This is a genomic window from Halomonas sp. H5 (assembly GCF_050613175.1).
Taxonomy (GTDB): domain Bacteria; phylum Pseudomonadota; class Gammaproteobacteria; order Pseudomonadales; family Halomonadaceae; genus Bisbaumannia; species Bisbaumannia salifodinae.
Genome location: NZ_CP192510.1, coordinates 16,250 through 37,400, shown reverse-complemented (window position 1 = coordinate 37,400; position 21,151 = coordinate 16,250). Strand labels below are relative to the sequence as shown.

The window sequence follows — 21,151 nt, the reverse complement described above, 5'->3', positions numbered from 1 at the left end:
TGGGATAAAAGGTAGAAAGGGTCGTGGGTTACTTCTTGACCACCGGCAGGCCGTCGCTCTGCCACTGGAACATGCCGCCCTTGAGCTTGAGGGGGCGGGTGAAGCCGGCCTTGGCCAGCTTGGCCACGGCAATACCGGAGGCCTGGCCCTGCTTGCAGACCACGATCACCGGCTTCTCCTTGGACTTTTCCAGTTCCCCCAGGCGCGAGTCGAGCTTGCTCTGGGGAATATTGCGGGCCCCGGCGATATGGCCGGCCTTGAACTCCCCCGCCTCGCGAATATCAATCACCACCGCGTCTTCGCGGTTGATCAACTGGGTGGCCTGGCTGGAGGTGACGCCACCCGCACTGCTGTTGCGGGCCTCGTAGGCGATCCAGGCGAGCAGCACCAGGACGAAGGCACCCACCATCAGCGGGTGATTGGCGACGAATTCGAACAGCTGGTCGATCATGGGTTGCGGTAGCTCTCGTTGGGTGACTCCGAGGTATCATGCGGGCACCGTGGCTGCACCACGCCGCCGAACCGGCACAGTATACACAAGCCACCGGCAAGCGTCTGGCCCGCCCCCCTCCGAGCTGACGGCCCGGTGGGCTGTGCGATATGATGCCCCAAGGAGCCGTGAGTCGCGACCCCGCCGGCCGAGGCCGGCGGGGTCTCTGACGCTGACACAACGAGGCCAAACTTCATGTCTGATGCCAATGCAGCCGCCCCGCGCCCGGTGGCACTGATCATTCTCGATGGCTACGGCCATAACGACGACGCCCAGGACAATGCCATCGCCGCCGCCAAGACCCCGGTGATGGACCGCCTGAAGCGCGACTATCCCCATGCGCTGATCCACACCGACGGCAAGTCCGTGGGGCTGCCGGAGGGCCAGATGGGCAACTCCGAGGTGGGGCACATGAACCTGGGGGCCGGACGCATCGTCTACCAGGACTTCACCCGCATCACCAAGGCCATCGAGGACGGCGAGCTGGCCGGCAACCCGGTGCTGACCGCGCCCATCGATGCCGCCGCCCGGGCCGGCAAGGCGCTGCACCTGCTGGGCCTGCTCTCCCCGGGGGGCGTGCACAGCCATGAAGAGCATATCCTGGCCATGGCCGCCCTGGCCGCCGAGCGCGGCGTCGAGCGCATCTATGTGCACGCCTTCCTCGATGGCCGCGATATGCCGCCGCAGAGTGCCGGCCCCTCCATCGAGCGCACCAATGCCCGCCTGGCGGAGCTGGTGGGCGCCGACAACGGCTTCGTCGCCTCGCTGATCGGCCGCTACTACGCCATGGATCGCGACAATCGCTGGGACCGGGTCGAGAAGGCCTATCGCCTGATCACCGAGGCTGAGGGCGAGCAGGTGGTGGAGAGCGCCGAGGCCGGCCTGGCCGCCGCCTACGAGCGCGGCGAGACCGATGAATTCGTGGCCGCCACCAGCGTGCGCCCGAACGGCCAGGCCATCGCCATGGCAGACGGCGATGCGGCCATCTTCATGAACTTCCGCGCCGACCGCGCCCGGGAGCTGACCCGCGCCTTCGTCGAGCCCGACTTCGCCGGCTTCGCGCGCCGCGCTCACCCGCGCCTGGCCGCCGACGGCCTGGTGATGCTGACCCAGTACGCCGCCGATATCCCCGCCCCGGCCGCCTTCCCCCCGGAGGAGCTGCGCAATACCCTGGGCGAGGTGATGGCGAGCCGCGGCAAGACCCAGCTGCGCATCGCCGAGACCGAGAAGTACGCCCATGTGACCTTCTTCTTCTCCGGCGGCGAGGAGGCGGAATACCCCGGCGAGACCCGGGTGCTGGTGCCTTCCCCCCAGGAGGTGAAGACCTACGACGAGAAGCCGGAGATGAGTGCCCCGGAGGTCACCGACAAGCTGGTGGCGGCCATCGACTCCGGCGCCTACGACCTGATCGTCTGCAACTACGCCAACGGCGACATGGTCGGCCACACCGGCAAGTTCGACGCCGCGGTCAAGGCCATCGAGGCGGTGGACGCCTGCGTCGGCCGGGTGGTGGAGGCCATCGAGCGGGCCGGTGGCGAGTGCCTGATCACCGCCGACCACGGCAACGCCGAGCAGATGACCAACCCGGACACCGGTGCCCCCCAGACCGCCCACACCACCTTCGCGGTGCCGCTGGTCTATGTCACCCGCCGCCAGGCTTGCCTGCGCGACGGCGGCCGGCTGTCCGATATCGCCCCGACCCTGTTGACCATGATGGGCGAGGCGATCCCGCCGGAGATGACCGGCCGGGCGCTGATCGACCTCCCGTGAGGCATCGCCTCGCCGGTGCCCTGGGGCTGCTCCTGCTGCTGAGTTGGGCCGCGCCCCTGGCGGCCCAACCCGATGAGCGCCAGGCCCGGCAGCACCTGGACGCCATCGGCGGCGAGATCCAGGCGCTGAACCAGCGCCTGGAGGGCACCCGCAGCGCCCGGGACGACGCCGACCAGGCCCTGCGCCGGGTGGAGACCGCCCTCGCCGAGACCCACCGCCGCCTGGATGCGCTCCAGGCCGAGCGGCGGCGCCTCGACGATGAGGTCCATGATCTGGAGCGTCAGCGCGAGACCCTGGAGGCGGAGCGCGACGACCTGGAAGCGGCCCTGGCCACCCAGCTCGACGCCCTCTATCGCCTCGGCCAGACGCCCCAGCTCAAGCTGCTGCTCAATCAGGAAGAGCCGGCGCGCCTGGATCGCCTGCAGACCTACCTCAATCATCTGACCCGGGCGCGCAACGCGCGCCTGGACGAGCTGGCCGAACTGAACGCGCGCCTGGCGGCCAACCGCCGGGCCCTGGACGAGCGTGCCGCCGCCCTGGCCGACAACCAGGCCGCCCTGGAGGCGCGTGGCGCCGAGCTGGTCGAGCAGGGCCGCGAACGCCAGGCCCTGGTGGTCGAGCTCGACGCCCGCTACGCCAGCGAGCAGGCCCGCCTGGCGGACCTCAACCAGGATCGCGCCCATGCCGAGCGGGTGCTGCGCCAGGTCCAGGAAGAACTGGCTCGGCTGCAACGCCCGCCGCCCTCCACCGCCATCACCCAGACCCGCGGCGACCTGCCCTGGCCGGTGCAGGGCGCCATCGCCTCGCGCTTCGGCCGCGGCGAGGGGGTCAACCGCAACGGCATCCTGATCCAGGCCGCCGAGGGCACCCCGGTGGAGGCGGTGCATGCGGGGCGGGTGGTCTTCGCCGACTGGATGCGCGGCTTCGGCAACCTGCTGATCATCGATCACGGCGACCATATCATGACCCTGCACGCCCACCTGCAACGCTTCGACGTGGGCGTGGGCGCCGCCGTGGAGGGCGGCACCCGCATCGGTGCCGTAGGCGCCAGCGGCGGTCGCGGCCAGCCGGCGCTCTATTTCGAGGTGCGTCGCGACGGCGACCCCATCGACCCCCAGGGCTGGATCGCCCGTCGCTGATGCCGCCTATGGCGCCGGACACCGCGACGGCGCTATCCTGAAGTCCTGCCAGTCACTCAATTAGCCCCCGACACGGGAGACTGCATGTCCATCACCCTTCCCCGCCCGCTGCTCTCGGGCCTCACCGCCCTGGCCCTGGCGACCTTGCCGTTGCAGGCGCCGGCAACCGACGACCTGCCCCTGGAACAGATCCAGACCTTCGCCGAGGTCTTCGAGCGCATCAAGCGCGCCTATGTGGAGGAAGTGGACGACGCCACCCTGCTGCGCAACGCCATGAGCGGCATGCTCGGTGAACTCGATCCTCACTCCGCCTATCTCGATGAAGAGGCCTTCCGCAGCCTCCAGGAGTCGACCCAGGGGGAGTTCGGCGGCATCGGCATCGAGGTGGGGCTGGAGAACGGCCAACTGACGGTGATTGCGCCCATCGACGACACCCCGGCGGCCCGCGCCGGCCTGCAGCCCAGGGACGCCATCCTGCGCATCGAGGACACCGCCACCGAAGGCCTGTCGCTGCAGGAGGCGGTCAACCTGATGCGCGGCGAGCCAGGCAGCGACCTGGAGCTGACCCTGCTACGCCGCGGCGAGGAGACGCCACGCACCGTCACCCTGACCCGGGAGATCATTCGTACCGAGAGCGTGCGCAGCGACCTGCTGGAGCCGGGCTACGGCTACCTGCGCATCAGCCAGTTCCAGAGCCGTACCGGCGAGCAACTGGAGGCGGCGTTGAGCGAGCTGGAGGCGGCCGGCCCCCTCGATGGGCTGGTGCTGGACCTGCGCAATAATCCCGGCGGGGTGCTGCAGGCCGCGGTGGCGGTGGCGGACGCCTTCCTGGAGGAGGGGCTGATCGTCTATACCGAGGGACGCCTGCCCAACAGCGAACTGCGCTTCTCTGCCACCCCCCGCCAGCATGCCGCCGAGGTGCCCCTGGTGGTGCTGATCAACGGCGGCAGCGCCTCGGCGGCGGAGATCGTCGCCGGCGCCCTGCAGGATCAACGCCGCGCCGTGGTGATGGGCACCGAGAGTTTCGGCAAGGGCTCGGTGCAGCAGATCATGCCGCTGGGCAATGGCGAGGGCCTCAAGCTGACCACCGCCCTCTACTACACTCCCAGCGGTCGCTCCATCCAGGCCCAGGGCATCGACCCCGATGTGGAGGTGGCGCGGGGCCGCCTGGAGCTGGCGGAAGGCAGCCGCCAGTTGCGCGAAGCGGACCTGGAGGGGCATCTCGGCGACCGCGGAGATGACCGGGAGCTCAGCGAGAACATGCGCGAGCGGCTGCGGGAGGACTACCAACTGGCCGAGGCCCTTAATCTGCTCAAGGCCCTCAAGGTGATCGGCCAGCGTCCCGCCGCCACGGGGTAGGGGCAAGGTAGAAGGTAAATTTCCCGCCTGGGGGGAGCCGGCTTTAGCCGCGGTCCGACGTTTCGGCGATGGCTTCAAAATCGCCTGCTAAAGCAGGCTCCCACCACCCCGGCGACTTCCCCCCAGCCTAGTGGGAGCTGGCTTTAGCCGCGGTCCGACGTCTCGGCGATTAACGCCTTAGCGGCAGCTAAGGGGAAGACGACCCCGCTCCCCGATCGCCTGGCGCATCAGCAACCGCTTGATGGGCATCGCCCGATCGACCCCGGAGAGCCCCAGGTTGCGGGCCAGGGTCAGGGCCGGGTGGGTGGCGCCGAACAGCAGCCGGAAGCCATCCATCAGCGCCAGCATGGCGGCGTTGTCGCCGCGGCGGCGCCGCGCATAGCGCTCGAGGATCCGCTCGTTGCCCGGAATGATCCCGCGCCGCCGGGCTTCCAGCAGCTCCTCCGCCAGCACCGCCGCGTCCATCAGCCCCAGGTTCACCCCTTGGCCCGCCAGGGGGTGAATGCTATGGGCGGCATCGCCGATCAAGGCCAGGCCGGGCCGCACATAGCGCTCGGCATGGCGCTGCACCAGGGGCACGCTGAGGGCTCCGTCGATGGCTTCCACCCGACCCAGGCGCCCCTCGAAGGCCGCCTCCAGGGCCTCGCCCAGGGCCGTCCGCGGCAGGCCGACCAGGCGCTCGGCCTCCTCGGGGGAGGTCGACCAGACGATGGAACAGTAGTGGGGCTCGCCCTCCAGGGTCAGCGGCAGGAAGGCCAGGGGGCCGGTGGGCAGGAACACCTGGCGGGCCACGCCGCCATGGGGCAGGGCGGTGCGCACCGTGGTCACCACCGCCACCTGGCCGGTATCCCTCGGCTCGGCCGAGATACCGGCCAGCTCACGCAACCGCGAGCGGGCACCGTCGGCGGCCACCACCAGCGGCGCGGAGAGCGTCTCGCCACCCGCCAGGCTCAGGAGGGGGCCGTCGGTGCCTTCTTGATACCCCTCGATCACGGCACCGAAGCGCTGGGTGACCCCGGGAAGCGCCGCCAGGCGCGCCTCCAGGGCCGCCAGGATCACGTCATTCTCGACGATATGACCCAGCAGCGGCACCCCGGCCTGGCCCGCCTCGAAGGCGATCTCGCCGCTGCCCTGGGCATCCCAGACGCCCATGCCAGTATAGGGGGTGGCACGGCGGGCAACGATCGTCTCCCAGGCCCCCAGGCCGCTCAGCAGGCGCTGGGAGACCGGCGTGACGGCACTCACCCGGCGCCCCGGTGGCATGCCCACGACGCCCTCCTGAGGCAGGGGAGCGGGGCGGGCATCCAGCACCGTCACGGCGACGCCGGCCTCCCCCAGCAGGGCGGCCAGGGTGGCCCCCACCATGCCGCCACCTACGATCAGCACCTCGGCCCGCATCGTTGCCTCCTCGACTCCCGGATTCGTTGCCCAGTATTGTCGCATGACCGACGTCGATAGGCGCCCCCTGCCGGCGAGGCGGCCCCAGCCCCCGACGCTATGCCGGCAATGAAATAGTCCCTATCAGGTCGCCAATAAGGGATAGACCCTCGCCCCCCTTTGTGGCTATTTTGTGTACAACAACATCATAAGAAAGTATTCATCCCTCTGGGACTGAATGTGTACAACAACAACCGCGCGAGAGGCACAAGATGATCGAAGCCACTACCCAGGCCGAACCCCGGCCATCCCGGACCGTTAACCAGGACCCCGATGCCATGCCCCCGCTGGGCAAGGCGATTCCCCTGGGCATCCAGCACATCATGGCGATGTTCGCCGGTAACGTGACACCGCCCATCATCATCGCCGGGGTGATCGGCGCCACCACCGGCGAGCAGATCTTCCTGATCCAGGTCGCGCTCTTCGTGGCCGGCATCGCCACCCTGGTCCAGACCATCGGCATGGGCCCCATCGGTGCCCGCCTGCCCATCGTCCAGGGCACCAGCTTCGGCTTCCTGCCGGTGGCCCTGCCGCTGGCCAGCAGCTTCGGCCTCGCCGCGGTGCTCGGCGCCTCGCTGATCGCCGGCCTGCTACAGGTGGTGCTGGGGGCCTTCCTGAAGAAGATTCGTCACTGGTTCTCGCCGGTGGTCACCGGCATCGTGGTGCTGTTGATCGGCATCACCCTGATGCCGGTGGGCCTCAAGTATGCCGCCGGCGGCGTGGGCAGCCCCGACTTCGCCTCCCCCACCAACCTGGGCCTGGCGCTGTTCGTGCTGGTGGTGACCATCGCCGTGCACCAGTTCGGCCGCGGCTTCCTCAAGGCGGCCTCCATCCTGGTGGGCCTGGTCAGCGGCTACCTGGTCTCCATCGCCCTGGGCATGGTGGACTTCTCCAGCGTCGCCGACGCCGCCTGGTTCTCCTTCCCCAAGCCCTTCCAGTACGGCCTGGAGTTCCACCTGACCGCCATCATCGGCATGGCCCTGATCATGTTCGTGGTGGGCCTGGAGACCATCGGTAATATCTCCGCCATCACCATCGGTGGCGCCGGGCGCATGGCCAAGGATCGCGAGCTCTCCGGCGGCGTCATGGCCGACGGCGTGGCCACCTCCTTTGCGGCCATCTTCAACACCCTGCCCAACACCGCCTATGCCCAGAACGTGGGCCTGATCACCCTGACCGGCGTGGTCAGCCGTCACGTGGTGACCATCGGCGGTATCCTGCTGATCTGCATGGGCCTGTTCCCGAAACTGGGCGGCCTGGTCGCCGCCATGCCGCATGCCGTCCTGGGCGGCGCCGGCGTGGTGATGTTCGGCATGATCGCCTCCGCGGGCCTGAAGATCATCAAGGAGTGCGACCTGAACCAGCGCGCCATGCTGATCATCGCCGTCTCCCTGAGCCTGGGCATCGGCCTGCCGGCGGTGAAGGAGATCGCCGAGACCATGCCCGGCCAGCTCGGCCTGCTGCTCAAGTCCGGCCTGGTGCCGGCGGCCCTGGCGGCCCTGCTGCTGGACGCCATTCTGCCCGGCAAGCCCAAGCGCGAGCTCGCCGAGGCCGACGAGGCCACCGCCGCCGCCGAGGTTGCCACTCCCAAGGAGTAATAGCGGCAGACACCCGCCCGCCTTGAACGCCAAGGGCCCGGCATCTTCTCTGCCGGGCCCTTGGCGTTTCTGCACTTGATGGAGCCTCCCTTAGCGCTCCAGGCCCATGGCCCGCCGTGCCAGGGCACGCCGCAGCGGCCCCACCAGGTTGAGGCCGATCAGCCCCGCCGCCCGGGCATGGGAGAGCAGCGGATGATCGATGCCGAAGAGGCGCACCAGGCCATCGCTGAAGCGGATCACGTTATGGCGATCGCGATCGCGGCGTGCCTCGAAATCCCCGAGCACCGTCGTGGCACCAGGCGATTGACCGTCCGCCAGGCCGGCCTCCAGGGAGGCGACCAGGTCCATCACCCCACGCAACGCCAGGTTGAAGCCCTGGCCGGCGACCGGGTGCAGGGCATGAGCGGCATTGCCCAGCACCGCCAACCCCGGGCGCACCGTCTCCCGGGCGGTGATCAGCGAGAGCGGGTAGCTATGGCGCTGCCCCACGCGGCGAAAGCGCCCGGCGCGATCACCGAAGGCGCGCTGCAGCCGCCACAGGAAGTCGCTATCGGAGAGCGCCAGGGTCTCGGCCTCGCTGCCCACGGCATGCGTCCAGACCAGCTCCATGCGCCCGCCCGTGAGGGGCAGCAGGGCCAGGGGCCCCTGGGGGGTGAAACGCTCATAGGCGGTGCCGTCGTGGGGGCGACTCACCTCCAGGTTGGCGATCAGGGCCACCTGGTCGTAGGGGGTGGCGCGGCTATCGATACCCAGGCGCTCCTTGAGGCCGGAGCGCCCCCCGTCCGCCAACACGGTCAGGCCGGCCTCCAGGCACTGGCCATCGCTCAGCGCCAGGCGATAGCCCCGCTCGCCGGGAGCCATCGACTCGACCCGAGCCGGGCAGTGCCAGGCCAACGGCAGCTCCGCCAGGCGGCGGTGCAGCACCCGGCCCATCCAGGCATTGGGCAACACATGCCCCAGGGCCTCCACCGAGAGCTCCCCGGCGGCCAGCCGGGTGGCGCCCAGGCGTCCCCGCTCGCTGATATGAATCCGGCGGATCGGTTCCGCCTCGCGGGCCATGCCCTCCCACAGTCCCAACTGCTCGAAATGCAGCCGGGAGCCCTGGGCGATGGCGCTGGCCCGGGCATCGAAGCTGGGCTGCCAGTCGCCGTCACCGGCCTGGGGCAGGGGAGCCGCCTCGATCACCGCCACCTCGAGACGATGGCGGTGGATCAGGGGGGCCAGGGCGCAGGCCAGGCTCGCCCCCACCAGGCCACCGCCGATGATGGCGATATCCACGGGCCGTGCCGGGGCCTGGTCTATGCTGTGGCTGGGCATCTGCATCTTGCCTCTCTAGTGAAACGACCACCGGCCTGGCGCCGGCGCTTCCGTAACGTAATTACGTAACTAAGAAAACCTAATCACCATGTTGATCAAGGATTGACCATCAAAGCCTCGATTTCCTCGACCCGCTTGGGTACGCCGGCGGAGAGCACCTCATGCCCCTCGGCGGTCACCGCCACGTCGTCCTCGATACGAATGCCGATGCCGCGATAGGCCTCGGGGATATCCGCCTCGTCGGGCAGGTAGAGCCCCGGCTCCACGGTGATCACCATGCCCGGCACCAGGGGGCGCGCCTGGCCGTCGCGGCGATAGGCGCCCACGTCGTGGACATCCAGCCCCAGCCAGTGGGAGGTGGAGTGGAGATAGAAGCGGCGATAGCGCTGCTCGGCGATGCACGCCTCCAGCTCGCCCTCCAGCAGGCCCAGCTCGATCAGCCCTGCCGTCAGGTCGCGCACCACGCCGTCGTGGATCTCCACCAGGGTCGCGCCGGGACGCACCGCCGCCACCGCCCGCTCCTGGGCGCGCAGCACCACCTCGTAGAGGGCCCGCTGAGCCGCCGAGAAGCGCCCGTTGACCGGGAAGGTGCGGGTGATATCGCCGGCATAGAGATCGAACTCGGCGCCGGCGTCGATCAGCACCAGGTCGCCGTCGCGAAGCGGTGCGCGGTTCTCGATATAGTGAAGCACGCAGGCATTGGCGCCGCCGCCGACGATGGAGGCATAGGCGGGGCCGCTGCCACCCTGCCACAGGAACTCGTGCTCCAGCTCCGCCTGCAGGTGGTACTCGGCCAGTCCCGGGCTCGCCAGGACCATGGCCCGGCGGTGGGCCCGGGCCGAGACCTCGGCGGCATGGCGCATCAGGGCCAGCTCCGCCTCGCTCTTGATCAGGCGCCGCTCGTGGATCAGCGCACTGACATCGGCGAAGGCCCGCGGCGCCACGGCGCCCTGGCGCTGCTTGGCCAGCAGCTCGCCACGCAGGGACTCGCCCAGGGCCAGGGCCGCCGCGTCGTCCAGCGGCAGGTAGAGGGTCTCGCGACCATCCAGCAGGGCGGCCAGGCGCTCGTCCCGCTCCCGGTTCTCGAAGGCCTGATCGACGCCATGCCGGGCCTGGGCCCCCTCGGCGCCGAGGCGGATACCGGTCCAGGCTTCCAGGGCGGGATCGCGATCCTGGCAGAAGAGCACGCACTCGCCCTCGGCCCGCCCCGGCAAGAGCAGCAGCAGGGCCTCCGGCTCGGGAAAGCCGGTGAGGTAGTGGAAGTCGCTGTCCTGGCGGAAGGGGAAGTCGCTGTCGCGGCTGCGGGTGACCAGGCCGGCGGCGGGCAGCAGCACGGCGCCATGGGGGGGCAGGGCGTCCATCAGGGCACGGCGCCTGGCGCGATACTCCGCCAGGCCGATGGGGGCCGGGCGAGGCAGTCTCTCTCGACTCATGGGGGCTCCTGAAACTGTCGAAAAATCAGTGTTCTTTCGGTGGCTGCTCGACCTGGGGACGTCCCGGGTGCTGCTCGGTATAGAGCAGCATGGCGGCCATACGGGCGTGCTCGGCGAGGGCGAAGAGGTCGTTCTCGTTCTCGCTGCTCTCTTCCAGCTCCGCCTCCATGCCGGCCAGGATCTCCAGGTCGGCCAGGGCCTCCTTGAGATTATCGGACCAGGCCTGGCGCTTGTCGGCATCCACTTCCGCCAGCACTTCCAGGAAGCCCTGGGTCCACTCCTTGAGCCCACGGGCCTGCTCGGCCAGGGAGAAGAGCTCATCGGGCAGCAGGGGGGCGTAGTCGAGGCCGGCGGCGCTCAGCGCCTCCAGGGCCTGGCGACGCCAGGCCAGGAACTGCTCGGCACTCTCGGGATCCCGGGGCTGCTCCACCCCCAGGGCCAGGCACAGCTCCTCGAGCCAGGCCTCGGCGGAGAGGTCATGCAGCGCCAGGGCGGCGGCCAGGCGGCCATCCAGGAAGGCGGGCGATTGCAGGCTGTCGTGTAGCAGAAACAGGTCGGCGACGGTGGAGAAATCGAGACGATCGTTGATCAGGGACATGCCAGAAGCTTCCGGGTCATGGTGGGTGGGGCCGCCATTGCGCCGGGTTCGTTGACCACTTGCGAAGGGCTCTCTTATAGTGGCGGCTCGACTCATAGTAACGCATCGCGCCGCCCCTTGGCCTGCCCCGGAGTCCCCATGACCGATGCCTCACGCCCGACCTCCGAGATCACCTTGCTGGGACGCAGCTATGTGATCGCCTGCCCCCCGGAAGAACAGGAGGCACTGCTGCGCTCGGCCCGCTACCTGGACCGGGCCATGCATGGCATTCACGCCCAGGCCAAGACCCTGGGCAACGAGAAGATCGCCGTGATGGCGGCCCTCAATATCGCCCATGAGTTGCTTCAGTTGCTGGACGAGCGCAAGGACCAGGAACACGGCCTGAGCCAGTTGCATGCGCGCCTGGAACAGGCCCTGGGCCCCGTCGACGACAAATAGACCGGGAAGCCGATTCGCGCCTTGGGAGGGGGTCGCCTCTCTGGTAGGATGAAGAGGTTCCCTGGAGTGTGCGCCAGTCGTTATAGTCCCTCGAGCCTATGAGCAATACCCAGGGGGCCATCAGCTAGACGGGCCCGTGTGCATGTCCGTGCGTCGGAAAGCCTGACGGTTCGTCTGCGGCCACCCACCTTGAACCACTGGGTTCAAGGGCCAGAACGACAGCGGCATTCTGGGGAACACTTAACGCTGCCATGAAAGATTTCACTGCCTTCGACGCCCAACCGGCGCCACCCTCCGCGCTGACCACCGAGCGACAGACCCTGCGTCGTGAGCTGCGTCGCCGGCGTCGCGCCCTGACCACCAAAGCACGCCAGCAGGCCGCCGAGGCCCTGTGTCGCCGCCTGCGCGCCTTGCCCGAGGTGCAGCGCGCCCGTCGCCTGGCCCTCTATCTGCCCAATGACGGCGAGATCGATCCCACCCCGCTGATGTCCTGGCTGCGCCACCGCGGCTGCCGCCTCTATCTACCGGTACTCTGTCCCCTGGCGGAGAATCGCCTGTGGTTCGTCCACTACCATGCCGGCACCCCCATGGTGAAGAACCGCTTCGGCATTCCCGAGCCGGATACCCGCCACGGCGCCCACCGCGCCCGTCGCCTGCCCGCCTGGGCCCTGGACCTGGTGCTGATGCCCCTGGTGGGCTTCGATCCCCGGGGCGAACGCCTGGGCATGGGCGGCGGCTTCTATGACCGCAGCTTCGCCTTTACCCGCGGCCCGGGGCCCCGGCCACGGCTGATCGGCGTGGCCCACGACTGCCAGCGTGTCGAGGCCCTGCCCAGCGCCAGTTGGGACGTCCCTCTGGATGCCATCGTCAGCGATAGGGACGTGATTCGTCCCTAAGCCGCAAGCCGCAAGCCGCAAGCCGCAAGCCGCAAGCCGCAAGCCGCAAGCCGCAAGCCGCAAGCCGCAAGCCGCAAGCCGCAAGCCGCAAGCCGCAAGCCGCAAGCCAATGGGAGGTTCGGCGCTTTCCTATGGCAAGCCATCGTCAGTGATCGGGTGCCCAGATACGAAAAAACCGGCAGGATCGCTGCCGGCTTAATGCGGTTTTCTGGTCATGGCACTGGTGCCTGCCTCGGGATCAACTGCCGACCAGGGCCTGGGCATAGCCGGTGGCAACGACGCCAATGCCAAAGGCCAGTACCAGTGCCATGACCAGATCGGGCTTACGCTTCATTACCTACTCCATGGAATTCAATGGTCGTTGAATGTTGCAAATTGTTATCGATCGCCACTGGTGGCGACAGGCCAGACTATAGGCCGATGACCATTGAATAACAACCGGGCAAAGCATCAAAAAACGTAAGGAAACGCCGTTCTTTCAAGGGTTTCGGCGTAAGTTGGCACTCACGTACACGACCCCTCGGCAATTACGCCATAAAGAGGCGGTAGGCGGGGTTCTCCGACTCCTTCCAGTAGCGATAGCCGATGGCGTCGAAGTACTCCTCCACATGGGTGCGATCGCCGTTGGGCACCTGCATGCCCACCAGCACCCGCCCATAGGCGGCCCCGTGGTTACGATAGTGAAACAGGGAGATATTCCAGTCGTGGGGCAGGTGGGTCAGGAAGTTCATCAGGGCCCCGGGACGCTCGGGAAACTCGAAGCGATAGACCTCCTCGTCGAAGTGCTGCTTGGGCCGCCCGCCGCCCAGGTGGCGGATATGCAGCTTGGCCAGCTCGTTGTCGGTGAGGTCCTCCACCGGGTAACCCGCCTCGCGCAGCTTGTCGATCAGCGCCTGGCGGTCCTCGCCGCCGGGCTTGACCTGGACGCCGACGAAGATATGCGCCTGCTCCGGGTCGGCGTAGCGGTAGTTGAACTCGGTGACCATGCGCTTGCCGACGGTCTTGCAGAACTTCTTGAAGCTGCCGGGCTTCTCGGGAATGGTCACGGCGAGGATCGCCTCGCGCTGCTCGCCCAGCTCGGTACGCTCGGCGATATGCTGCAGGCGGTCGAAGTTGGTGTTGGCCCCGGAGTTGATGCACAGCAGGGTCTCACCCTCGGCGCCGGTCTGCTGGATATACTTCTTGAGCCCGGCCAGCGACAGGGCACCGGAGGTCTCGGAGACGGCCCGGGTATCCTCGAAGATATCCTTCACCGCGGCGCACATCTCGTCGGTATTGACGGTGATGACGTCGTCCACCAGGTCGCGGACGATGGAGAAGGGCACCTCGCCGATCTGGGCCACGGCGACCCCCTCGGCGAAGACCCCCACCTGATCCAGCACCACCCGCTCGCCGGCCTCCAGGGCCGCCTTGAGGCAGGCGCTGTCCTCGGACTCCACGCCAATGATCTTGATCTCGGGGCGCAGGTACTTGACGTAGGCCGCCACGCCGGCGATCAGGCCGCCGCCGCCCACCGGCACGAAGATGGCGTCCAGCGGGCCGCTGTGCTGGTGGAGGATCTCCATGCCGATGGTGCCCTGGCCGGCCACCACGTCGATATCATCGAAGGGGGGGATATAGGTGTAGCCGTGCTCCTCGATCAGCGTCTGGGCATGCTCGGCGGCGGCGGCGAAGGCATCGCCCTTGAGCACCACCTTGGCACCCCGGGCGCGCACCGCGGCCACCTTGATCTCCGGGGTGATCCGGGGCATCACGATCACCGCCTTGACCCCCATCAGCCGGGCGGCCAGGGCCAGGCCCTGGGCATGGTTGCCCGCCGAGGCGGCGATCACGCCCTTGGCCTTCTGCTCGTCGCTGAGCTGGGCCATCTTGTTGTAGGCGCCGCGAATCTTGAAGGAGTAGACCGGCTGCAGGTCCTCCCGCTTGATCAGAATCTGGTTGTTGAGCCGCCGCGAGAGGAAGGATGCCGGAGAGATCGGCGTTTCCCGGGCCGCTTCGTAGACCCGGGCCTGGAGAATCTTCTTGACTGTATCTTCGAGCATCCTGATATCCCAAGACGCGCGGCCTGATTGCCGCACGGAGTGAAGCGAGAGAGGAAAAGAGACTATTGGTAGCAGACCCTTGGGCACCCCGTCCAGCCCGGGCCATCCAAAGCCGGGGCGCGCTGCCCTATAATGGGGCCACATTCATTCAGTCCCATGGACCCGCTCCCATGACCCAAGACGAACTCAAGGCCGCGGTGGCCGCCGCCGCCATCGACGAGATCCGCCCCCACCTGCACCACGACACCGTGCTGGGCATCGGCACCGGCTCCACCGCCAACCTCTTTATCGATCAGCTGGCCAGGCTGCGCGATGACTTCGCGGGGGCGGTGGCCAGTTCCGAGGCCAGCGCCGAGCGACTGAAGGGGCATGGCATCGAGGTCTTCGAGCTCAATTCGACCGGCAGCGTGCCCTTCTATATCGACGGCGCCGACGAAGTGAACGCTCACCTGCATATGATCAAGGGGGGCGGTGCCGCCCTGACCCGGGAGAAGATCGTCGCCGCCTGCGCCGAACGGTTCATCTGTATCGCCGACGCCTCCAAGCGGGTAACTACCCTGGGCGAGTTTCCGCTGCCCGTCGAGGTGATTCCCATGGCCCGCTCCTATGTGGCCCGGGAGCTGGTCAAGCTGGGTGCCGATCCGGTCTATCGGGAGGGAGTGATCACCGATAACGGCAACCAGATCATCGACTGCTATGACTTTATGATCGAGGATCCGGTGGCCATGGAGGCACGCCTCAATGCCATCGTCGGGGTGGTCACCAATGGGCTCTTCGCGGCCCGCGGCGCGGATGTGTTGTTGCTCGGTACCGACAGCGGCGTGGAACGGCTTACCCCGGCCTGATCACAAAGGTGGAAGAGGGCACCCGCGGCGCGGATATGCTGCCTTTCATTGCCACCGAGACCGGCGGGGGCCGACTTACCCCGGCCTGAGCGCGTCAGGAGTAAAAGCTCACTACCCCTGGAAGGGCTGCCGTGACAGCCCTTCCAGGGTGCGCGCCAGGGCGCCGCGGTTGGCGGCCACCACATGGCGCCCCGCTTCCCCGAGACGACGCCGCGCGGCCGCGTCGGCGAAGAGCGCCGCCAGACGCTCGGCCAGTGCCGCGCCATCCGCCACCTCCACCAGGGCCTCGGCCTCGCGTAGCACCTCGGCGACATCCTCGAAGTTGGCCAGGGCCGGGCCGCTGAGTACCGGCACCCCCAGGGCCGCCGGCTCCAGCAGGTTATGGCCCCCCACCGGAACCAGGCTGCCCCCCACGAAGGCCAGGTCTCCCGCCCCGTAGAGGGTCATCAGTTCGCCCAGGGTATCGCCCAGGTAGACCGTCGTCTCGCCGTCCACCGCCTCCTCCCGGGAGCGCCTGGCGGTACCCAGGCCCCGACGCTCGCAGAGCTCGGCCACGGCGTCGAAGCGCTGGGGGTGGCGAGGCACCAGGATCAGCAGCGCCTGGGGATAGTCTCGGCACAGCCGGGCATGGGCATCGAGAAGCTGCTCGTCCTCGCCCTCATGGGTGGAGCCGGCCACCCAGACCGGGCGCTCGCCCAGCCGGGTACGTAAGCGCCGACTCGCCTCGAGCACCGCATCATCCGGCCGGATATCGAACTTCAGGGAGCCCACGACGCTGGTACGCTCGGCGGCCATGCCCAGGGCCCGGAAACGCTCGGCATCCGCCGCCGACTTGGCGGCCAGCCAGTCGACGCAGCCCAGCGCCTCGTGCATCAAGGGGCGCAGGCGCCGATAGCCGCGGAAGGCCCGGGGGGAGAGGCGGCCGTTGAGCACCGCCACCGGCACCCCATGGCGCCGGCAGGCGGCCAGCAGGTTGGGCCACAGCTCGGTCTCGAAGAACAGCGCCCAGGCCGGACGCAGCCGGGCCACGAAACGCCGCGCCGCGCCGGGAAAGTCCAGGGGCAGGAAGGCATGCGTCACCGTGCCTTGTCCCGCCGCGGTGAGCTGCTCGGCCAGGGTCAGGGCACGCTGGGCCCCGGTGGCGGTCATGGTGGTGATCACCAGGTGCTCGCCGGGACGGGCCAGGGCCTCGATCAGCGGGCGGGCGGCGACCACCTCGCCCAGGGAGGCGCAGTGCAACCAGGTGACCCGCTCGCCGGGCGGCGAGGAAGGAATCAGCCCCAGGCGCTGGCGACGCGGGTGAGTGGGCAGTGACTCACGCCAGACCCAGCGCCAGATCAGCGGCGCCAGGCCATAGAGGGCCGCCGAGTAGAGCCAGCGTGGCCAGCCCATCAGCGCTTCCCACGCGCGATCCGCATCCGCCTAGTCCTCGCGATCGAGGATGGTGGAGATCATCGCCGTGGTGGAGACCCCGTCCTCGAAGCCCAGCACCTTGACCTCGCCGCCATGGGCGATCACCGCCTCGCCGCCGGCGATCTCCTCGGGGCGATAGTCGCCACCCTTGACCAGCACATCCGGCAAGACCCGGCCGATCAACTCGGCGGGGGTGTCCTCGGCGAAGGGCACCACCCAGTCCACGGCGCCCAGGCCGGCCAGCACCTGCATGCGCCGCACCAGGGGATTGATGGGGCGCTTGGGGCCCTTGAGGCGGGCGATGGAGGCGTCGTCGTTGACCGCCACGATCAGGCGATCGCCCAGCTTGCGGGCCTGCTCCAGGTAGGCCACATGGCCGGCATGCAGGATATCGAAGCAGCCGTTGGTCATCACCACCCGCTCGCCGCGGGCCTGGGCGGCGCGCACGGCCTCCGCCAGGGCCGGCGCCTCGATGACGCCGAATTCGGCCAGCTTGTCGCCGTGCAGGGCGGTGTAGAGCTCGGCGATGGAGAGGGTGGCGGTACCCGGCTTGGCCACAACCAGGCCGGCGGCCAGGTTGGCCAGGGTCATGGCCTCGGGGAAGCCATGGCCGGCGGCCAACGCCAGGCCCAGCACGCCGATCACGGTATCGCCGGCGCCGGTGACATCGAACACCTCCCGGGCCCGGGTCGGCAGGTGCAGGGGCTCGTGATCGGCACGGATCAGGGTCATGCCCTTCTCGCTGCGGGTGATCAGCAGGGCCTCGAGGTCCAGCTCCTTGCGCAGCGCCTCGCCCTTGGCGGCCAGCTCGGCGTCGTCGCGGCAGGGGCCCACCACCGCCTCGAACTCGGTGAGGTTGGGGGTGATCACGCTGGCCCCGCGATACTTACGGAAGTCACCGCCCTTGGGGTCGACCAGCACCCGCTTGCCAGCGGCGCGCACCGCGTCGATCAGCGCCTCGACCCGGTTGAGGGTACCCTTGCCGTAGTCGGAGAGGATCACCAGGTCCACCTCCGCCAGGCGCTCGGCGACCCGTTCGCCCAGCTCGCCGGTATCCACCTCGCAGAGCCCCTCCTCGAAGTCGAGGCGAATCAGCTGCTGGTTGCGGCTCATCACCCGCAGCTTGGTGATGGTGGGAATCTCGACGCTGCGCTGGAAGTGAACGCTCACTCCGGCGTCTTCCAGGCGCTCGCTCAGCAGGCTGGCGTTATGGTCGTCGCCCACCAGGCCGGCCAGCTCGGCCTGGGCCCCCAGGGAAGCGATATTCAGCGCCACGTTGGCGGCGCCGCCGGGGCGGTCCTCGCTCTCGCCCACCTTGACCACCGGCACCGGCGCCTCGGGAGAGATACGCGAGGTGCCGCCGTGCCAGTAGCGATCCAGCATGACATCACCCACCACCAGCAGGCGGGCCTGTTCCAGGGCGGTCAGATCAAGCTTCATTCCTTGGCTCCGATAGCAGGGCGTCGAGGCGCGCGATCACGTCCTCGGCACGAATCAGGGACATGGCGTCCGGGTGACGTACTCGCTGGCCCCATTCCAGCGCCTCGGGGTCCTTGTGCAGGTAGGTCCGCACCGCCTCGGGGTAGCGGTTCACCACCGAGTCACGCCACAGGTAGGGACCGGCCCGCTCCGGGTTGGTGGTGGCGAAGAGCCCCACCACCGGGGTATCGAGGGCATTGGCCATATGTACCGGGCCGGAATCGGGGGCGACCACCGCCCGGGCCCGGTCGACCAGCGCCAGCAACCCCTTGAGGGAGGTGGCACCGATGGCATCGATCAGCACCTCGTCCTGGCACAGCTGGCGAATACGCTCGGCCATCTCCCGCTCCTGGGGCGTATCGCTGCCGGTGAGCACCGTTTTCAGGCCATACTGACGCCAGGCATGCTCGATCACCGCGGCGAAGCCCTCGGCCGACCAGTTGCGGAAGTTACGCAGCCGCGCACTGCTGCAGGGGCTGATCAGCAGATAGGGCGCCTCGCCGGTGAGCCGCCGGGCCTCGTCCACGGCGGCCTCGGGAATCGGCAGGTCCCAGGCCAGGGAGGTGTCCTCCACGCCCAGCAGGCGGGCGAAGTCCATAAAGGAGTCGAGCACATGGGCGCGGGAATGGGGGGCCAGGTGACGCTGTACGAACCAGTGCTGCTTGTCCTTGGCACGGCCCTTGTCGTAGCCGATACGCACCCGGGCCTTGAGACCGAGGGAGAGCACGCTGGCGCGTACCGCCTGCTGCATATGCAGCAGGGCATCGAAACGGGTCTCGCGCAGTTGACGCCAGATGGCGCGCATGCCGGCCAGGCCGCTGGCCTTGTCATAGACCACGAACTCGACCCCGGAGAGGCCGGCCAGTAGACTGTGCTCGCCCTTGCCGATGATCCAGGTGATGCGCACGCCGGGCCACTGGCGTTGCAAGGCGCGCACCGTCGGCACCAGGTTGCAGACATCGCCCAGGGCGGAGAGCCGCAGCACGCAGAGGTGCTCGGGGTGGGCGGGCAGAGGATGCTTCATGCGGTTGGTTATATCCCGAACGGAAAAGGCGATCATTCTATATGATGCCGACAGTTTAAGTGACGCCGCCCCCGGGCCACAAATCGGCCCCGGCGGCGCGCCGACGCCGGCCTGGTTTGGCGGTGACTTCTGGGAGGCCCGCCAGGCGGTGGTGGGCCAGGCCCCGGGACGCGGCGCCAGCCTCTTCCTCGACGCGGGCCCCGAGGAGTGGGTGCTGCGCCCCTATCGCCGCGGCGGGCTGATCGCCCGGCTCAGCGAGGCTCGCTACCTGTGGACCGGCGAGGAGCGCAGCCGCGCCTTCCGCGAACTGCGCCTGACGGCGGCACTCCATGAGCAGGGGCTGCCGGTACCGCGCCCGGTGGCGGCCTGCGTCTGGCGCCATGGCGCCACCTATGAGGCGGCGCTGATCACGGTGCGCTTGCCCGGTGCCAAGGCCCTGGCCGAACGGCTGACCCGCGCCGACGCCACCCTGCTGGCCCGGGTCGGCCACACCATCCGCCAGTTCCACCAGGCGGGCCTGGATCATGTCGACCTCAATGCCCGCAACCTGCTGGTGGACGAGACCGACCGGGTGTGGCTGATCGACCTCGACCGCTGCCGCCTGCGTTCCCCCGGCCCCTGGCGCGAACGCAATCTGCAACGCCTGGAGCGCTCGCTGAAGAAGTTCGGCGTCCCCGAAGCCATGGCGGCGATCCGCCGCGGCTATCAGGAGCCGAAAGCCCCCTCATCCAGCACCTCGGCATAAACGCCGGTCAGGGCGGTGATATGCCCGCGGATCTCGAACTCCTGTGCGACCCGCTCGGCGGCGGCTTCCCCCAGGGCCCGGCGCAGGCCGGCGTCCTCGGCCAGCTCGCTTAGGGCCTCGGCCCAGGCCAGGGGCGAGTCCGGGGGCGCCAGGCGACCGCACTCGGGGGGCAGCAACTCGGGGATGGCGCCGCTATCGGCGCCGATCACCGCCTTGCCGGCGGCCATCGCCTCGATCACGGTGAGGCCGAAGGCCTCGTTCAGCGAGGGCACGCAGACCACGTCCAGGGCCTCCATCAGCCGCGGCAGGTCGCGGCGAAAGCCGGTCAGGGTGACTCGCTCGCCCAGGGCCAGCTCGGCGATACGCGAGCGCAGGCGCGCCACATAGGCCTCATCGCTGCCTTCGCTGGCCTTGAGGCCGCCGATCAGCACCCCCTGGAAGGTCAGCGTCGGTGCCAACCGCGCCAGTTCCGCCAGGGCCTCCAGCCACAGTTCCTGGCCCTTGCCGGGGGTCAGCCGCCCCGGCAGGCCGATGGCCAGGGCGCCCTCGGGAATCCCCAGCTCGCCGCGCAGGCTATCGCGCTCCCGCTCCGTCAGCCGCGGCCGGTAGGGGGTGGTATCGATGCCCAGGTAGAGACGCCGGATGCGTTCCGGGGGCAGGGCGAAGGCCTTGAGGTTGCGGGCCCGGGTCGCCTCGCTGATGGAGAGCAGCCGGCTCAGCTTGCCATAGGCCCAGCGGTGGTAGGGGCCCTTCTTGGGCCGGGTCACCCCCATATGCTCGGTGAATACCAGGCGCAGGGAGGGCCGGAGGCTGGCCAGCAGGGCGGCCAGGCGCAGGTCGCTGGACTTGTGGCAATGCACCACACGGATATCATGGTGCTTCAGATAGCGCAGGATTCGCGGTACCGCCAGGAGGGCACGGCCCCGGGAAGGCACCGTCAAGGGCGTGACGCCCGCCTCCTCGAGGCTGGTCGCCACCCGGGAGCCCGCCAGCGCCAGGCCATGGGCCTGCCAGCCCTGGCGCTCGAGTTCGGGAATGATCCGCGCCGGGTACATCTCCAGTCCACCCCACCCCTCAGAGAGGCAGATATGCATTACCTTGTGGGACAAGGTCGTCTCCTTCGTTGCC

General features: G+C 68.9%; 18 protein-coding genes and 1 other RNA gene. 9 read left to right on the top strand and 10 right to left on the bottom strand.

From position 1 onward, the window contains the following. Positions 1 to 28: 28 nt before the first annotated feature. Positions 29 to 451, bottom strand: a complete 423-nt coding sequence (locus tag ACQ1W9_RS00155) for a rhodanese-like domain-containing protein (RefSeq protein WP_346060876.1) — start codon at positions 449 to 451, stop codon at positions 29 to 31. Between the two features lie 234 nt (positions 452 to 685). Here ACQ1W9_RS00155 and gpmI point away from each other — a divergent pair, with 234 nt between their 5' ends. From gpmI to ACQ1W9_RS00140, 3 genes are all read left to right on the top strand, one after another. Continuing rightward, positions 686 to 2,260 (top strand): 2,3-bisphosphoglycerate-independent phosphoglycerate mutase, encoded by a 1,575-nt coding sequence (gene gpmI / locus ACQ1W9_RS00150; protein WP_431024769.1) that lies wholly within the window; start codon positions 686 to 688, stop codon positions 2,258 to 2,260. After that, positions 2,257 to 3,399, top strand: coding sequence for a murein hydrolase activator EnvC family protein (locus ACQ1W9_RS00145; RefSeq protein WP_431024768.1), 1,143 nt, complete (start codon positions 2,257 to 2,259; stop codon positions 3,397 to 3,399). Before gpmI ends, ACQ1W9_RS00145 begins: the two co-directional genes overlap by 4 nt. A gap of 84 nt (positions 3,400 to 3,483) precedes the next feature. Further along, entirely contained in the window at positions 3,484 to 4,758 is a 1,275-nt protein-coding gene (locus ACQ1W9_RS00140; RefSeq protein WP_431024767.1) for a S41 family peptidase, read from the top strand. Positions 4,759 to 4,935: 177 nt separating this feature from the next. On the opposite strand, the gene ACQ1W9_RS00135 is transcribed toward ACQ1W9_RS00140, so the two are convergent. Next, on the bottom strand, positions 4,936 to 6,156 hold the full coding sequence (locus tag ACQ1W9_RS00135) for a UbiH/UbiF/VisC/COQ6 family ubiquinone biosynthesis hydroxylase (protein ID WP_431024766.1): 1,221 nt from the start codon (positions 6,154 to 6,156) through the stop codon (positions 4,936 to 4,938). A 251-nt stretch (positions 6,157 to 6,407) separates the two neighbouring features. On the opposite strand from ACQ1W9_RS00135, the gene ACQ1W9_RS00130 reads away from it, so the two are divergent. Further along, complete coding sequence (locus tag ACQ1W9_RS00130) at positions 6,408 to 7,793, top strand: uracil-xanthine permease family protein (protein WP_431024765.1); 1,386 nt, start codon at positions 6,408 to 6,410, stop codon at positions 7,791 to 7,793. Positions 7,794 to 7,883: 90 nt separating this feature from the next. On the opposite strand, the gene ubiH is transcribed toward ACQ1W9_RS00130, so the two are convergent. The 3 genes from ubiH to ACQ1W9_RS00115 all read right to left on the bottom strand — a co-directional run bounded on the left by ubiH (position 7,884) and on the right by ACQ1W9_RS00115 (position 11,141). After that, positions 7,884 to 9,116 carry a 2-octaprenyl-6-methoxyphenyl hydroxylase gene (ubiH, locus tag ACQ1W9_RS00125; RefSeq protein WP_431024764.1) on the bottom strand — a complete coding sequence of 411 codons (1,233 nt, stop codon included), beginning with the start codon at positions 9,114 to 9,116 and terminating at the stop codon, positions 7,884 to 7,886. 89 nt (positions 9,117 to 9,205) lie between these two features. After that, the gene (pepP, locus tag ACQ1W9_RS00120; RefSeq protein WP_431024763.1) at positions 9,206 to 10,543 is read right to left on the bottom strand and encodes a Xaa-Pro aminopeptidase; all 1,338 of its coding nucleotides are present in this window, start codon (positions 10,541 to 10,543) and stop codon (positions 9,206 to 9,208) included. A 25-nt stretch (positions 10,544 to 10,568) separates the two neighbouring features. Further along, positions 10,569 to 11,141 (bottom strand): UPF0149 family protein, encoded by a 573-nt coding sequence (locus ACQ1W9_RS00115; RefSeq protein WP_431024762.1) that lies wholly within the window; start codon positions 11,139 to 11,141, stop codon positions 10,569 to 10,571. Positions 11,142 to 11,279: 138 nt separating this feature from the next. On the opposite strand from ACQ1W9_RS00115, the gene ACQ1W9_RS00110 reads away from it, so the two are divergent. The 3 genes from ACQ1W9_RS00110 (at position 11,280) to ACQ1W9_RS00100 (ending at position 12,475) form a co-directional block, all read left to right on the top strand. After that, the gene (locus ACQ1W9_RS00110; protein ID WP_346060867.1) at positions 11,280 to 11,579 is read left to right on the top strand and encodes a cell division protein ZapA; all 300 of its coding nucleotides are present in this window, start codon (positions 11,280 to 11,282) and stop codon (positions 11,577 to 11,579) included. Positions 11,580 to 11,634: 55 nt separating this feature from the next. Further along, positions 11,635 to 11,819, top strand: a non-coding RNA gene (ssrS, locus tag ACQ1W9_RS00105) — 6S RNA. A gap of 11 nt (positions 11,820 to 11,830) precedes the next feature. Then, positions 11,831 to 12,475 (top strand): 5-formyltetrahydrofolate cyclo-ligase, encoded by a 645-nt coding sequence (locus ACQ1W9_RS00100; RefSeq protein ID WP_431024761.1) that lies wholly within the window; start codon positions 11,831 to 11,833, stop codon positions 12,473 to 12,475. 527 nt (positions 12,476 to 13,002) lie between these two features. On the opposite strand, the gene ilvA is transcribed toward ACQ1W9_RS00100, so the two are convergent. Continuing rightward, on the bottom strand, positions 13,003 to 14,661 hold the full coding sequence (gene ilvA / locus ACQ1W9_RS00095) for a threonine ammonia-lyase, biosynthetic (protein WP_431024760.1): 1,659 nt from the start codon (positions 14,659 to 14,661) through the stop codon (positions 13,003 to 13,005). A 26-nt stretch (positions 14,662 to 14,687) separates the two neighbouring features. Between ilvA and rpiA the strand changes: the two genes are divergently transcribed. Further along, on the top strand, positions 14,688 to 15,362 hold the full coding sequence (gene rpiA / locus ACQ1W9_RS00090) for a ribose-5-phosphate isomerase RpiA (RefSeq protein WP_431024759.1): 675 nt from the start codon (positions 14,688 to 14,690) through the stop codon (positions 15,360 to 15,362). Positions 15,363 to 15,473: 111 nt separating this feature from the next. On the opposite strand, the gene waaA is transcribed toward rpiA, so the two are convergent. The 3 genes from waaA to ACQ1W9_RS00075 are packed head-to-tail and all read right to left on the bottom strand — an operon-like array spanning position 15,474 to position 19,278. Then, a complete protein-coding gene (waaA, locus tag ACQ1W9_RS00085; RefSeq protein WP_431024758.1) occupies positions 15,474 to 16,754 on the bottom strand; it encodes a lipid IV(A) 3-deoxy-D-manno-octulosonic acid transferase in 1,281 nt (426 codons plus the stop codon). Positions 16,755 to 16,784: 30 nt separating this feature from the next. Beyond that, a complete protein-coding gene (hldE, locus tag ACQ1W9_RS00080) occupies positions 16,785 to 18,215 on the bottom strand; it encodes a bifunctional D-glycero-beta-D-manno-heptose-7-phosphate kinase/D-glycero-beta-D-manno-heptose 1-phosphate adenylyltransferase HldE (protein WP_431024757.1) in 1,431 nt (476 codons plus the stop codon). Next, entirely contained in the window at positions 18,205 to 19,278 is a 1,074-nt protein-coding gene (locus ACQ1W9_RS00075) for a glycosyltransferase family 9 protein (protein ID WP_431024756.1), read from the bottom strand. The genes hldE and ACQ1W9_RS00075 overlap by 11 nt, the downstream gene beginning before the upstream one ends. On the opposite strand from ACQ1W9_RS00075, the gene ACQ1W9_RS00070 reads away from it, so the two are divergent. Continuing rightward, entirely contained in the window at positions 19,277 to 20,023 is a 747-nt protein-coding gene (locus tag ACQ1W9_RS00070; protein ID WP_431024755.1) for a 3-deoxy-D-manno-octulosonic acid kinase, read from the top strand. The two genes, ACQ1W9_RS00075 and ACQ1W9_RS00070, sit on opposite strands and share 2 nt — an antisense overlap. Here ACQ1W9_RS00070 and ACQ1W9_RS00065 read toward each other — a convergent pair. Continuing rightward, a complete protein-coding gene (locus ACQ1W9_RS00065; protein ID WP_431024754.1) occupies positions 19,984 to 21,132 on the bottom strand; it encodes a glycosyltransferase family 4 protein in 1,149 nt (382 codons plus the stop codon). The genes ACQ1W9_RS00070 and ACQ1W9_RS00065 overlap by 40 nt on opposite strands. Positions 21,133 to 21,151 lie beyond the last annotated feature (19 nt).

Excerpts from the sequence above, each read along its gene's own strand:
- ACQ1W9_RS00130 (WP_431024765.1), top strand. The coding sequence starts at position 6,408 with ATGATCGAAGCCACTACCCAGGCCGAACCCCGGCCATCCCGGACCGTT.
- ACQ1W9_RS00070 (WP_431024755.1), top strand. The coding sequence starts at position 19,277 with ATGCGGTTGGTTATATCCCGAACGGAAAAGGCGATCATTCTATATGAT.
- ubiH (WP_431024764.1), bottom strand. The coding sequence starts at position 9,116 with ATGCAGATGCCCAGCCACAGCATAGACCAGGCCCCGGCACGGCCCGTG.
- ACQ1W9_RS00100 (WP_431024761.1), top strand. The coding sequence starts at position 11,831 with ATGAAAGATTTCACTGCCTTCGACGCCCAACCGGCGCCACCCTCCGCG.
- pepP (WP_431024763.1), bottom strand. The coding sequence starts at position 10,543 with ATGAGTCGAGAGAGACTGCCTCGCCCGGCCCCCATCGGCCTGGCGGAG.
- ACQ1W9_RS00115 (WP_431024762.1), bottom strand. The coding sequence starts at position 11,141 with ATGTCCCTGATCAACGATCGTCTCGATTTCTCCACCGTCGCCGACCTG.
- ACQ1W9_RS00155 (WP_346060876.1), bottom strand. The coding sequence starts at position 451 with ATGATCGACCAGCTGTTCGAATTCGTCGCCAATCACCCGCTGATGGTG.
- ACQ1W9_RS00110 (WP_346060867.1), top strand. The coding sequence starts at position 11,280 with ATGACCGATGCCTCACGCCCGACCTCCGAGATCACCTTGCTGGGACGC.
- waaA (WP_431024758.1), bottom strand. The coding sequence starts at position 16,754 with ATGGGCTGGCCACGCTGGCTCTACTCGGCGGCCCTCTATGGCCTGGCG.
- ACQ1W9_RS00075 (WP_431024756.1), bottom strand. The coding sequence starts at position 19,278 with ATGAAGCATCCTCTGCCCGCCCACCCCGAGCACCTCTGCGTGCTGCGG.
- ilvA (WP_431024760.1), bottom strand. The coding sequence starts at position 14,661 with ATGTGGCCCCATTATAGGGCAGCGCGCCCCGGCTTTGGATGGCCCGGG.
- ACQ1W9_RS00140 (WP_431024767.1), top strand. The coding sequence starts at position 3,484 with ATGTCCATCACCCTTCCCCGCCCGCTGCTCTCGGGCCTCACCGCCCTG.
- hldE (WP_431024757.1), bottom strand. The coding sequence starts at position 18,215 with ATGAAGCTTGATCTGACCGCCCTGGAACAGGCCCGCCTGCTGGTGGTG.
- gpmI (WP_431024769.1), top strand. The coding sequence starts at position 686 with ATGTCTGATGCCAATGCAGCCGCCCCGCGCCCGGTGGCACTGATCATT.
- rpiA (WP_431024759.1), top strand. The coding sequence starts at position 14,688 with ATGACCCAAGACGAACTCAAGGCCGCGGTGGCCGCCGCCGCCATCGAC.
- ACQ1W9_RS00135 (WP_431024766.1), bottom strand. The coding sequence starts at position 6,156 with ATGCGGGCCGAGGTGCTGATCGTAGGTGGCGGCATGGTGGGGGCCACC.